This is a genomic window from Enterobacter sp. Ap-1006 (genome assembly GCF_011752835.1).
GTDB lineage: Bacteria > Pseudomonadota > Gammaproteobacteria > Enterobacterales > Enterobacteriaceae > Cedecea.
Genome location: NZ_VWWU01000004.1, coordinates 423,369 through 435,607 on the forward strand (window position 1 = coordinate 423,369; position 12,239 = coordinate 435,607).

A 12,239-nucleotide genomic window follows, 5' to 3' on the forward strand; every position below is an offset into this window, starting at 1 on the left:
GGAGAAAAGCAGATGTTGAGCATCATTTTGAGCGGCCACGGAGGTTTTGCCAGCGGGATGGAGCAGGCAATGAAACAGATCCTCGGCGAGCAGCCGCAGATTATTGCCATCGACTTTCCAGAAACCTCCTCCACGGCACGGCTGACGGAACAATTTCAAGCCGCTATCGGCCAGTTGGATGAATGCGAAGGTTTAGTTTTTCTGACGGATTTACTGGGCGGTACGCCTTTCCGTGTTGCCTCAACGCTGGCGCTTGAGAAGCCGGGACGCGAAGTTGTTACTGGCGTCAATCTGCAGCTACTGCTGGAGATGGTACTCGAGCGCGAAGGGCTAAACGGCAGCGAGTTTCGCCAGATGGCGCTGGAATGCGGGCATCGCGGCCTGACCAGCCTGGTCGACGAAATGGCGCGCCACCGGGCAACGGAAGCCAGCGAAGAAGGCATCTGAAGTAAAAGACTGGATTGCTTATCTCCAGTTTCGAACCCCGTTTAATGCAGGCGGCGGCTCCTGCTGCTTTCATTATGCATCACTTTGGCCTGTGGCGAGATCCACCACGGGCCTTTCTTTTTCTTTTCTTAATTGTTTTATTTTCAATGAAAACCAAATAAAACAAAGTGTTATGCATAAACAAAGATCCACATCATGATTTTCGTTTTATTTCATTTTTCATATTGATCTTGTCGATTCCTTTCTATAAATTTTCATAAAGCACTAAAAACCATTAAATGAAACAAAACGAAAGATTATGGGCGATAAAAAGCCGACATCTGACGCTGTAATGCTAAGGACTGAGTCATGAGTGAAACTTCCACGGCCACAGATCGCAGCCACACGACCTGGACTGAAAAAGAGATCCGTCAGCAGCCCGTGAGCTGGATCCGTTCCCTGCAACAGATAGACCGCGCGCGCGATGAGATCTCCGCCTTCCTGAATCCACTACTTGCGAACGACAAGTTAAAAATTATCCTTACTGGCGCTGGAACCTCGGCGTTTATCGGCGACATCATTGCACCGTGGCTGTCTCGCCACACCGGCAAACAGTTTGTTGCCGTGCCCACCACGGATCTGGTGACCAATCCGCTGGACTATCTCTCCCCTGAACAGCCCACGCTGCTGGTTTCCTTCGCTCGCTCCGGTAACAGCCCCGAGAGCGTCGCTGCGGTGGAACTTGCCAACCAGCTCGTGAAATCCTGCTATCACATCACCATCACCTGTAACGAGGGCGGTAGCCTCTACCGCAGCGCGCTGGAGGACAACCGCTCACTGCCGCTGCTGATGCCTGCGGAAACGCACGATCGCGGTTTTGCCATGACGAGCAGCATCACGACCATGATGGCAAGCTGCCTTGCGGTTTTCGCCCCGGATGTCATCAATACGCAGTCATTTCAGGATGTCGCTCACCGCTGTGCCCAAATTATTCATTCGCAGGGCGATTTCAGCGAAATTCCGTTTGGCGATCTTCCCTACGAACGCGTGGTCTACCTGGGCAGCGGTGGCTTGCAGGGCGTGGCGCGAGAAGCCTCTCTGAAGGTGCTTGAACTCACGGCTGGCAAGCTGGCGGCGTTTTATGACACACCAACCGGCTTCAGGCATGGCCCAAAATCCCTGGTCAATAGTAAGACGCTGGCGATCGTGCTGGTCTCCAGCGATCCGTACACTCGCCAGTACGATCTGGATCTGCTGGCGGAGCTGCGCCGGGACAGTCTGGCTATGCAAACGATCGCCATTTCAGCCTCCTCCAGCCCCGAGATCGCATCAGGCCCGCATATCCTGCTGCCTGCGGCAGATCGGACGTTCCTCGACGTTGAGCAGGCGTTTTGCTTCCTGATGTATGCCCAGGTTTTCGCCCTCACCTCCTCCGTTAAAGCAGGCATTACGCCGGACACGCCTTCCGCCAGCGGCACGGTTAATCGCGTAGTTAAAGGCGTCGTTATTCATCCCTGGAAAGGCTGAGAGGTTCATCATGAGCATTATCTCCACGAAGTATCTGCTTCAGGACGCGCAGGCCAGAGGCTATGCGGTACCGGCTTTTAATATCCACAATGCCGAAACCATCCAGGCGATTCTTGAGGTGTGCAAAGAGATGCATTCCCCGGTGATCCTTGCCGGCACGCCGGGCACCTTTAAACATATCGCTTTCGAAGAGATTTACGCACTGTGTCACGCCTATTCCGAAAGCTACGGCATACCGCTAGCGCTGCACCTCGATCATCACGAAAGCCTGGCGGACATCAGCCGCAAAGTTAACGCTGGCGTGCGCAGCGCCATGATTGACGGCAGCCACTTCCCCTTTGCTGACAACGTGAAGCTGGTGAGATCCGTGGTCGAGTTTTGCCACCGCAACGACTGCAGCGTCGAGGCCGAACTAGGCCGACTCGGCGGCGTGGAAGACGATATGGATGTGGATGAAGAAAGCGCTTTTCTGACCGATCCGCAGGAAGCGCGCCGCTTTGTTGAGCTCACCGGCGTCGATAGCCTGGCGGTTGCCATTGGCACCGCACACGGCCTGTATACCAAACTCCCGAAAATAGACTTCAAACGGCTGGGTGAGATCCGCAACGTCGTCAGCGTCCCGCTGGTGCTGCACGGCGCGAGTGACGTGCCTGACGAGTTTGTACGCCGTGCTATCGAGCTTGGCGTCTGCAAAGTGAATGTCGCGACGGAATTAAAAATCGCCTTCGCGGACGCGGTGAAAAAATGGTTTGGCGCTAACCCGGAAGGCAACGACCCACGCTTTTACATGCGCGTCGGCATGGACGCGATGAAAGAAGTGGTGCGTAGCAAAGTCGCTGTATGCGGCTCGGCGAATAAGTTGCTGCCGGAATCAGAAGCGGCGCTTTAACCCCCTGGTGTAAGGACATCTGATGAAGACAATAATAAAAAGCTCCCTGCTTATTATGTTCATGAGCAACGCAGCGCTGGCGGCTCAGTACCAGTTGGAAAACACCAACCTTGCCGTCTCTTTCGACGATTCAGGCTCGGCGGTGGTGGTGCAAGACCGGCTATCCGACCACAAACTGGCGCCCATCGAGCTGTTTTTCCTGACGCTGCCGGACGAAAAAGTTATCCATACCGCCGACTTTAAACTCAAAAACGTCAGCAAAACCGCAGACGCCATTCAGATTGATTACGAGCGAGACGACTTCTCGGTCAATGTTACCCTGAAGCTGCTGAAGGGCAAGTATGCGGCGGTGGACTATACGCTGCAGGCAAAAGGCCAGCCTCGTGATGTCACAAAGATCACCTTCTTCCCGACCAAAGGCCAGGCTCAGGCACCTTATGTCAACGGCGCCATCAACAGTTCCCCCATCGTGGCGGACAGTTTCTATATGCTGCCGCAAAAACCGATCGTGAATACCTACGCCTACGAAACCACCACCAACCTGAACGTTGAGCTCAAAACACCGATTAAAACCGACGCCCCGGTGACCTATACGGTCTACTTCGGCACGTTTGAAGCAACAGACCAGCTTCGCCGTAGCTTTAATGAATTTATCAACGCCATGCGCCCGCGCCCTTACCAGCCTTACCTGCACTACAACAGCTGGATGGACATCGGTTTCTTTACGCCCTACACCGAGAAGGACGTGCTGACCCGCATGGATGAATACGCCAGCGAACTGATAAGCAAGCGGGGCGTGAAGCTCGACGGCTTCCTGCTGGATGACGGCTGGGACGATTTGACCGGGAAGTGGCTGTTTAGTCCGGCGTTTAAGCATGGCTTTGGTGTTATCAAAGAAAAAGCGGACAGTTTGCATACTTCCGTGGGGCTGTGGCTCTCACCGTGGGGTGGCTACAACAAACCACGCGACGTGCGCGTTTCACACGCCAAAGAGAACGGCTTTGAAACCGTGGATGGCAAATTTGCGCTCTCAGGCCCCAACTACTTCCACAATTTTAATCAGCAAATTATCGGGCTCATCAAAAACGAACATATCACCTCGTTTAAGCTCGATGGCATGGGCAACGCCAACTCGTACATCAAAGGCAGCCCCTATGCCTCTGATTTTGATGCCTCCATCGAGCTAATCAAAAACATGCGTGCCGCCAACAAAGATCTGTTTATCAACCTGACGACCGGCACCAACGCCAGCCCGTCCTGGCTGTTCTACGCCGACTCAATCTGGCGCCAGGGCGATGACATCAACGTTTACGGCAAAGGTTCGCCTGTGCAGCAGTGGATAACCTATCGCGACGCGGAAACCTATCGCTCCATCGTGCGTAAAGGCCCGCTTTTCCCGATTAACTCACTGATGTACCACGGTATCGTCAGCGCGGAACATGCCTACTTTGGGCTGGAGAAAGTCCAAACGGACCAGGATTTTGCCGATCAGGCCTGGAGCTACTTCGCCACCGGCACGCAATTGCAGGAGCTGTACATCACGCCGTCAATGCTGAACAACGCCAAATGGGACACGCTTGCCGAAGCGGCGAAATGGTCACGGACGAACAGCAACGTGCTGGTTGACAGCCACTGGGTTGGCGGCGATCCGACGCAGCTGGAGGTTTACGGCTGGGCATCGTGGAGTAAAGAGAAAGCAATATTGGGCCTGCGTAACCCGTCGGATAAATCACAAAGCTACTATCTCGACCTGAGCAAAAGCTTTGAAGTCCCGAACGGCGAGACCACGCGCTTTACGCTGAAGCAGGTTTACGGCAAGAACGAGACCGTAGCCAACGACTACAGTAAACCGCTGGTTGTGACGCTGAAACCGCTGGAAACGCTGGTGATTGAGGCCACGCCGGTCAACTAAACGAGAATGGAGCGTAGAAGGCTCGTTCTTTCTACGCTTCTTAATAGCGTTTACCTACCTGATGTCAGCGCAGCAACCCGCCTTTTATCTTCGGCAATCAGGATAATGCCAAAATGCTCTTTATCAGGGTGCGTGCTCCAGATTTTTTCTTCCGGAATGCTGACACCATCGTATGCGGCCTTCGTACCGTCAAAGGGATAGAATCGCCCATCATCTGAATCCGAAATAAAAACCGCAAGTTGAGTGGAGTTTCTGGCTATTTTCTGCCAAAGCGCCTTGCCCCCGGCATAGTGAATATTATCGCTCATTAAAATCACGCCACACTTGAGCACCAGCGCCTCATATAGCTGTGTGGCTAAGCCAGCTTCCTGAAGCGGCTTCTCGACGCAAACGCCTTCAACCTGCAGAACGCTTTGATCCTCCCAAAAACGATCTACTGAAATAACGTTGTCACCAATCGTTTTTTGATTTTTGAGCTCAAGCATGGCGACGACAGCGTGCCGGCGATCTTTTTCATTTCCTTCAGGCTCGGCCTTAATGATTGCAGCCCTCGGGGTAGACCTGTCAAAAATGATAAGGAAATGCTGACCTGCAAACGTCAGTTCTTCAATCACCTCGAACGAGCGTTTTATCGACGCCGTGCTATAGGAAAAAGGCATCACAACCATATTCGAATCTCCTGGTATCAATACCGGCATAAACTTTAACTCCCTTAAAGTCATTCAGTCATGCATAAATTAACACCGGGGAGTTCGTTTTTTAAACGCTAACCGCGTTGCGATATGAAAACCAGGAGCCGGCTTGAGAAAACTATTTCTCGTTGTTTTCTAACGCATATTTGTACAAGGCATTCTTTTTCACGCCGTGAATTTCTGCGGCAAGCGCTGCAGCCTTTTTCAGCGGCAACTCAGCCTGCAGCAACGCCAGCGTACGCAGCGCTTCGGCGGGAAGTTCATCATCGCTTTGGACTTTAAAGCCCTCAACAATCAGCACCATTTCGCCTTTGCGGCGGTTTTCATCTTCCTTCACCCATGCCAGCAGCTCGCCTACGGGCGCGCCGTGAATCGACTCCCAGGTTTTGGTCAGCTCGCGCGCCAGCACCACGTAACGGGATTCGCCAAGCACAGTGCAGATATCATCGAGACTGTCGAGCAGGCGGTGAGTGGATTCATAGAAAATCAGCGTTCTCGGTTCCTGCTCAATCGCCTTCAGCGCGTCGCGACGGCCTTTGGATTTTGCAGGCAGAAAACCTTCATAGCAAAAACGATCGGACGGCAAGCCAGCTGCGCTGAGTGCAGCGATAGCGGCGCATGGGCCAGGCAGCGGCACGACGCGAATCCCCGCCTCACGGCAGGTACGCACGAGGTGGTAACCCGGATCGTTAATCAGCGGCGTACCGGCGTCGGACACCAGCGCAATGCTTTGGCCTTCCTGCAGTTTCGCCAGTAGCGTTTCAGCTTTTTGTTGCTCATTGTGATCGTGAAGTGCGAAGAGTCGCGCATTAATCGCAAAATGCTGCAGCAAAAGTCCGGTATGACGGGTATCTTCTGCGGCAATCAGATCAACGCTTTGCAACACTGAGAGGGCCCGCTGGGTGATATCCCCGAGGTTGCCGATAGGCGTCGGGACGATGTAAAGCGTACTGGCTGAAATCGCCGCCGTTTCGTGTTGTTTCATTGTTTCATCCGTATTGCCGATTTAATATTGTACATTGGGAAATAAAACCACTGGATACAGAATGCTACCCTCAACCTTGAATCGTTCAAAAGCCGGGCGCTGCCTGCCTGTGTTGCTTGCGGCGCTGATTTTTGCCGGCTGTTCAACCCAGGCGCCGGATCAGTCCGCCACGCTGCTGCAGGGCGACACCACCGCCGGGTCCGCTTACTATCTGCAGCAAATGCAGCAAAGTACAGATGATAGCAAGACCAACTGGCAATTACTCGCCATTCGTTCCCTGCTAAAAGAAGGCAAACCTCAACAGGCCGTGGCGTTGTATAACCAACTGCCGCAGCAGCTCAACGATGCGCAAGCGCGTGAGCAACAGCTGCTGGTGCCGGAAGTGAAGATTGCACAGAAAGACTTCAGCGCCGCCTCTGCCCTGCTGGAAAAGATTGACCCGAGCGCACTCGACAAGGGCCAACAGAGCCGTTATTACCAGGCTGTGATTGACGCTTCTCAGGGACGCCCGTCTTTAGCGCTGCTGCGCGCGTACATTGCTCAGGAGCCGCTGCTGAAAGGCGATGCTCATCAAAAGAACATTGATGGCACCTGGCAGGTTCTGTCGCAGTTCTCCCCAGAGCAAATGAACAGCCTGGTGATTAACGCCGACGAAAATACCCTGCAGGGCTGGCTGGATCTGCAGCACGTCTGGAGCGATAACCGTAACGATCCTAACATGTTGAAAGCCGGAATTCAGGACTGGCAAACGCGCTACCCGAATAATCCAGGCTCAAAAACGTTGCCGACTCAGTTAGTGAATGTTCAAAACTTCAAACCAGCCTCAACCGGTAAAATCGCCCTTCTGCTGCCGCTCAACGGCCAGGCTGCGGTGTTTGGCCGCGCGATTGAGCAAGGGTTTGAAGCGGCGAAAAACAACGGCGTCGCGCCGGTTGCAACAGTTCAGCCTGCCGCCCAGCCCGTAGATCCTAATGCGCAACAACAGGCGGCGCCGCCTCAAGAAGAGCCTCAGCCGCAAGCGTCCCAGGCCCCCGCAGATCCTAATGCTGCAGTGAGCCCGGCAAGTGCGTCCGTCAGCGATTTAACAGACCAGAAGGCACAGGCGGCAACGCCGCAAACCGCAGCCCCAGCAACGCCGTCTGCCCAGCCTGACGCACAAACCGCGCCATCTGTTGCCGCGAACCCTTCGGCAGAAATTAAGATTTACGACACCAGCAGCCAGCCGCTCTCTCAGGTTCTGGCTCAGGCGCAGCAGGACGGCGCCACGCTGGTCGTTGGCCCGCTGCTAAAAAACAATGTTGACCAGTTAGCCAGCACCAACAGCCCGTTAAATATTCTGGCGCTAAACCAGCCTGAAAACGTGCAGAATCGCCCTAACATCTGCTATTTCGCCCTTTCGCCAGAAGACGAAGCCCGTGACGCCGCCGATCACATCTGGCAGCAAAATCACCGTAATCCGCTGATGCTGATCCCTTCTAACGCTCTGGGCGACCGAGTGGCGAAAGCCTTTGCCACCGAATGGCAGAAACTCGGCGGCGGTCTGGTACTGCAGCAGAAATTTGGTTCAGTGAGCGACCTGAAGCGCGGGATTAACAGCGGCTCCGGCATCGCCCTGACCGGCACCCCGGTAAGTACGCCGTCCAATACGCCGCCAGGCGTCACCATTGGCGGACTGACTATTCCGGCAGCACCTACGGATGCGCAAATTACCGCAGGCAGCAGCGGCAACGTAGACGCGGTCTACATTATTGCGACCTCCGAAGAAGTGGCGCTGATCAAACCAATGATTGCGATGCGCACCGGCAGCCGCGGCAGCGCTCAGCTGTATGCCAGCTCGCGCAGCTCGCAGGGCGTGAACGGCCCGGACTACCGACTGGAAATGGAAGGCCTGCAGTTTAGCGAAATCCCGATGCTTTCCGGCGGTAATCCACAGCTGATGCAGCAGGCGTTAAGCAGCGTCAATAATGACTACTCGCTGGCGCGTCTGTATGCCATGGGCGTTGATGCCTGGACGCTGGCAAGCCACTTCTCGCAGATACGCCAGGTGCCGGGTTATCAGGTAAACGGCAACACCGGGCAGCTGACCGCCAGCCAGGACTGCGTCATTAACAGGAAGTTAAATTGGCTGCAATTCAGTCAGGGCCAGATCGTTCCGGTCTCCTGAACCGCAAGCAACGCGGCGCGCGCTATGAACAGCAGGCGCGTCGCTATCTTGAGCGCGAGGGAATGCGCTTTGTGGCCGCGAACGTGCATGTTCGCGGCGGCGAAATCGACCTTATTATGCAACAGCAGCAGGTTATCGTTTTTGTGGAAGTGCGTTTTCGGCGTAACGATAAGTTCGGCGGAGCCGCCGCCAGCGTGACGCGCAACAAGCAGCTGCGCCTGCTGCATGCCGCTCAGGTTTGGCTTAGCGGCAAAGGACAAAGTTTTGATACTGTAGATTGCCGTTTCGATGTGTTAGCTTTCACCGGCAATGAAATAGCGTGGCTGACCAACGCGTTTGCCGCCGATATCTAAAAAACTCCAGGTAGAATCAACGTGCTCGAAAGAATCAAAGTCTGCTTCACGGAAAGTATTCAAACTCAGATTGCCGCAGCGGAAGCCCTGCCGGACGCCATCTCCCGTGCAGCGATGACGCTGGTTCAGTCTTTACTGAACGGCAACAAAATCCTCTGTTGTGGCAACGGCACCTCCGCCGCCAACGCACAGCATTTTGCTGCCAGCATGATCAACCGTTTTGAAACAGAGCGCCCTAGTTTACCGGCCATTGCACTTAATGCAGATAATGTGGTCTTAACCGCGATCGCTAACGACCGTCTGCATGAAGAAGTTTATGCCAAACAGGTTCGTGCGCTGGGCCACGCCGGGGACGTTTTGCTGGCGATTTCCACCCGAGGCAATAGCCGTGATATTGTCAAAGCGGTTGAGGCCGCTGTCACCCGCGACATGACCATCGTCGCGCTGACGGGCTATGACGGCGGCGAACTGGCAGGACTGTTGGGGCCACAGGATGTTGAAATCCGAATCCCTTCTCATCGCAGCGCCCGCATCCAGGAGATGCATATGCTGACGGTGAACTGTTTATGCGATCTGATCGACAATACGCTATTTCCCCACCAGGATGGCTAATAGCTAATTTTGAGAAAGGAGAAGGAATGAACATGAAGGCCATTACGCCAGTCGCAGTTCTTATTTCCGCGCTGTTGCTGCAGGGCTGCGTCGGTGCCGTTGTTGTGGGAAGCGCCGCCGTGGCGACAAAAACTGCGACAGACCCACGCACCGTCGGGACACAGGTTGATGACGGCACGCTTGAATTACGCGTGAACAGCGCGCTCAACAAGGATGAGCAGATCAAGAAAGAAGCGCGTATTAACGTGACGGCTTACCAGGGCAAAGTGCTGCTGGCTGGTCAGTCTCCTAACCCAGACCTCGCCTCTCGTGCGAAGCAAATTGCGTTGGGCGTAGACGGCGCAACCGAAGTCTATAACGAGATTCGAATTATGGCTCCGGTCGGCCTGGGCGTAGCGTCGAGCGATACGTGGATCACCACAAAAGTTCGCTCTCAGTTGCTCACCAGCGACCAGGTAAAATCGTCTAACGTGAAAGTCACCACCGAGAATGGCGAGGTATTCCTACTCGGCCTGGTAACCGAACGTGAAGGTAAAGCCGCGGCGGATATTGCCAGCCGGGTTAGCGGCGTGAAGCACGTCACCACCGCGTTCACGATCCTGAAATAACGGCCCCTCACCCTAACCCTCTCCCCACAAGGGAGAGGGGATAATACCAGCCAGTCGATTGAATTTCCGCCAGTTTTCATTCTGGCGAAGTAAACGTTGCCCACAGAATTCCCCCTCTCCCTTCCTGGATGAGGGTCAACTGTGATTACAGCTTACTCAGGCACTCCATCGCCACGGCTTTAAAACTGTCAAAATCCTTACTCTCGCGCAGCCGAACCATCGCTCGCTCACGCAGGAAGGTCACAAACAGGTCGTAAATCGCCATCGCCTCTTCGTATTCGCTTTTGCTAATCGCCAGCAAGAAGATCACGTGCGCCGTTTCATCCCCCCAGCTAATACCGTGCGGCGCCAGCACGGTGTAAACCACCGTTTTTTTCGCCAGCAGGCCCAGCGAGTGCGGCAGCGCAATGCCTTCGCCCAGCATGGTGCTGACAATGGCCTCGCGCTCCACCACCGACGGGTGAAAGTCTGCATCAACCACGCCTTCCCGCTCCAGCTGCTCGCAGAGCGTCAGGAACAGCTGCTGCTGAGTCATAGGCTGGTCGATAATGCGGAAATGGCTGGCATCGAAAAATTTCTCCAGCATGTAAGGCCTTGTTCTGTCCACCAGCACCAGCTTACCAAGCTGCTCGAGCTGATAATCCGTCGGGAACGGCGCCATCACCACCACCGGCTTTTCTTTCTCATTTATGCGCGCCGTGCTGATTACAAAGTCCTCATCCACGGTTTCAAGCTGCTCATAATCGCGCAGAGAGATAATGTTGGTCACTTCCACCTGCGGATATTTACGCAGCAGCATGGCCTGCAGCATACGCACCGTCGAATTCCCTGTATCGCAAACCAGCAGCACGCGAGGATGGCGCTGGTAGCCAATGTTGTAATGACGCTCCAGACCCACACCGATGTGCAACACCAGAAAACCAATTTCGTTTTCGCTGATAGCGTAAGGGGTATATTTTCCCCAGCTTGAGACCGCCGCCAGCGTCATGTCGTAAGCCAGCGGGTAATGCTGTTTGATGTTAGCCAGCAGTGGATTCGGGATGTTTATCTGGTAGCGCACCCGGGTGATCATTGTCTTGATATGGGTCAGCAGGTCGGCGTGCAGCTGCTCGTCGCTGAGAAGATTGTAGTTATAGTGGGTGTTGATGTAGCGCAGAATGTAGTTAACCAGCGCCTCATCATCGTCGGCGCTGATCGCGCTCGGCGCCACTTCCTGCACCTGCCGCGAGGCGATGTGAACCTGCAGCCACTGCTCTTCAGCTTCGGAAAGCGGCTTCCCCGCCAGTTGCTGAAGAAGAGCGGCAATCTGTCTGGCTGCCTCTTTCACCTGGACATCAACGCTATCGGCCGTAAATTCCGGTAGCGGATAGCCTTCGCTGATGCGACGAACCGCCACCGAGCAATAGAGGCGAATAAACTGCTCGCCTTCATCGGTCAGGCGGATGTGGCAGCGGGTAAAACAATCGTGCAGCGAACCGGCGAGCAACTCCGGGACACCCGCGTTCAGCGCTTCTTCCGTCAATAACGGATTTTCGCTGTCCTCTAAGGTTAACTGCCACAGCAGGTCAGTCAGGCAGGCGCGTATAGCCGTTTCGCTGCCGAACAGCTTCATGCCGTAGCGCGGGCGTGTCTCAATGGTCAGATGATAGCGGTTAAACCACTCCCGTACTTCGGCCATATCGCTTTGCAGCGTGGCCCTGCTGACAAACCACTCTTCGGCCAGATCTTCCAGCTTCAGTGAAAACGCCGCCGTCAAAAAACGCACCACAAGGTAATGCACGCGTTCTGGCGAAGTACGAGGAATACGAAGCTGACGCGGACGATGCTGCACCAGCTCGCCGTAACGCTCAGTATCCTCGATATTCAGTTGATATCCCGCACCGCGGGTAAGCGTAAACTGAGCCCCGAAGCCTGACATCAGCGCATTAAGCGCCGTGATATCGGCCCGAACCGTACGAGTAGAAACGGACAAACGCCGCGCCAGTTCATCCTGGGGCAGCGTTTCGTTTTGCAGCATCTCAAAAAGCTGAGCCAGCCTTTGATTGGGGAATCTCACTACCGCTTCCTTTGG

At 54.7% G+C, this 12,239-nt stretch carries 11 protein-coding genes; 8 read left to right on the forward strand and 3 right to left on the reverse strand.

What is annotated here, in order from left to right:
* Positions 1 to 12: 12 nt before the first annotated feature.
* From agaF to F3J28_RS14880, 4 genes are all read left to right on the forward strand, one after another.
* Positions 13 to 447: a PTS galactosamine/N-acetylgalactosamine transporter subunit IIA gene (gene agaF, locus F3J28_RS14865; RefSeq protein WP_008453658.1), complete on the forward strand. Its 435-nt coding sequence runs from the start codon at positions 13 to 15 to the stop codon at positions 445 to 447.
* Positions 448 to 795: 348 nt separating this feature from the next.
* A complete protein-coding gene (locus F3J28_RS14870; RefSeq protein WP_166877319.1) occupies positions 796 to 1,953 on the forward strand; it encodes an SIS domain-containing protein in 1,158 nt (385 codons plus the stop codon).
* A 10-nt stretch (positions 1,954 to 1,963) separates the two neighbouring features.
* Complete coding sequence (gene kbaY, locus F3J28_RS14875; protein WP_166877322.1) at positions 1,964 to 2,842, forward strand: tagatose-bisphosphate aldolase subunit KbaY; 879 nt, start codon at positions 1,964 to 1,966, stop codon at positions 2,840 to 2,842.
* Positions 2,843 to 2,864: 22 nt separating this feature from the next.
* Positions 2,865 to 4,754: an alpha-galactosidase gene (locus tag F3J28_RS14880; RefSeq protein WP_166877325.1), complete on the forward strand. Its 1,890-nt coding sequence runs from the start codon at positions 2,865 to 2,867 to the stop codon at positions 4,752 to 4,754.
* A gap of 50 nt (positions 4,755 to 4,804) precedes the next feature.
* On the opposite strand, the gene F3J28_RS14885 is transcribed toward F3J28_RS14880, so the two are convergent.
* On the reverse strand, positions 4,805 to 5,422 hold the full coding sequence (locus F3J28_RS14885; protein WP_286178235.1) for a hypothetical protein: 618 nt from the start codon (positions 5,420 to 5,422) through the stop codon (positions 4,805 to 4,807).
* A gap of 142 nt (positions 5,423 to 5,564) precedes the next feature.
* A complete protein-coding gene (rsmI, locus tag F3J28_RS14890; protein WP_166877331.1) occupies positions 5,565 to 6,431 on the reverse strand; it encodes a 16S rRNA (cytidine(1402)-2'-O)-methyltransferase in 867 nt (288 codons plus the stop codon).
* Between the two features lie 61 nt (positions 6,432 to 6,492).
* Between rsmI and F3J28_RS14895 the strand changes: the two genes are divergently transcribed.
* Genes F3J28_RS14895 through dolP form a run of 4 tightly spaced genes read left to right on the forward strand, consistent with a single transcriptional unit; the run spans position 6,493 to position 10,168 of the window.
* Positions 6,493 to 8,595, forward strand: a complete 2,103-nt coding sequence (locus tag F3J28_RS14895) for a penicillin-binding protein activator (RefSeq protein WP_166877335.1) — start codon at positions 6,493 to 6,495, stop codon at positions 8,593 to 8,595.
* On the forward strand, positions 8,553 to 8,948 hold the full coding sequence (locus F3J28_RS14900) for a YraN family protein (protein ID WP_166877338.1): 396 nt from the start codon (positions 8,553 to 8,555) through the stop codon (positions 8,946 to 8,948). Before F3J28_RS14895 ends, F3J28_RS14900 begins: the two co-directional genes overlap by 43 nt.
* Positions 8,949 to 8,969: 21 nt before the next feature.
* Positions 8,970 to 9,560 (forward strand): DnaA initiator-associating protein DiaA, encoded by a 591-nt coding sequence (gene diaA, locus F3J28_RS14905; RefSeq protein WP_008453676.1) that lies wholly within the window; start codon positions 8,970 to 8,972, stop codon positions 9,558 to 9,560.
* Between the two features lie 32 nt (positions 9,561 to 9,592).
* Positions 9,593 to 10,168, forward strand: coding sequence for a division/outer membrane stress-associated lipid-binding lipoprotein (gene dolP, locus F3J28_RS14910; RefSeq protein ID WP_008453679.1), 576 nt, complete (start codon positions 9,593 to 9,595; stop codon positions 10,166 to 10,168).
* Positions 10,169 to 10,313: 145 nt separating this feature from the next.
* On the opposite strand, the gene F3J28_RS14915 is transcribed toward dolP, so the two are convergent.
* Complete coding sequence (locus F3J28_RS14915; protein ID WP_166877341.1) at positions 10,314 to 12,224, reverse strand: BglG family transcription antiterminator; 1,911 nt, start codon at positions 12,222 to 12,224, stop codon at positions 10,314 to 10,316.
* Positions 12,225 to 12,239 lie beyond the last annotated feature (15 nt).

What these genes read in the sequence shown, in the direction of transcription:
- F3J28_RS14885 (WP_286178235.1), bottom strand. Translation starts at nt 5,422, where the DNA reads ATGGTTGTGATGCCTTTTTCCTATAGCACGGCGTCGATAAAACGCTCG.
- F3J28_RS14880 (WP_166877325.1), top strand. Translation starts at nt 2,865, where the DNA reads ATGAAGACAATAATAAAAAGCTCCCTGCTTATTATGTTCATGAGCAAC.
- dolP (WP_008453679.1), top strand. Translation starts at nt 9,593, where the DNA reads ATGAAGGCCATTACGCCAGTCGCAGTTCTTATTTCCGCGCTGTTGCTG.
- F3J28_RS14870 (WP_166877319.1), top strand. Translation starts at nt 796, where the DNA reads ATGAGTGAAACTTCCACGGCCACAGATCGCAGCCACACGACCTGGACT.
- kbaY (WP_166877322.1), top strand. Translation starts at nt 1,964, where the DNA reads ATGAGCATTATCTCCACGAAGTATCTGCTTCAGGACGCGCAGGCCAGA.
- rsmI (WP_166877331.1), bottom strand. Translation starts at nt 6,431, where the DNA reads ATGAAACAACACGAAACGGCGGCGATTTCAGCCAGTACGCTTTACATC.
- agaF (WP_008453658.1), top strand. Translation starts at nt 13, where the DNA reads ATGTTGAGCATCATTTTGAGCGGCCACGGAGGTTTTGCCAGCGGGATG.
- F3J28_RS14895 (WP_166877335.1), top strand. Translation starts at nt 6,493, where the DNA reads ATGCTACCCTCAACCTTGAATCGTTCAAAAGCCGGGCGCTGCCTGCCT.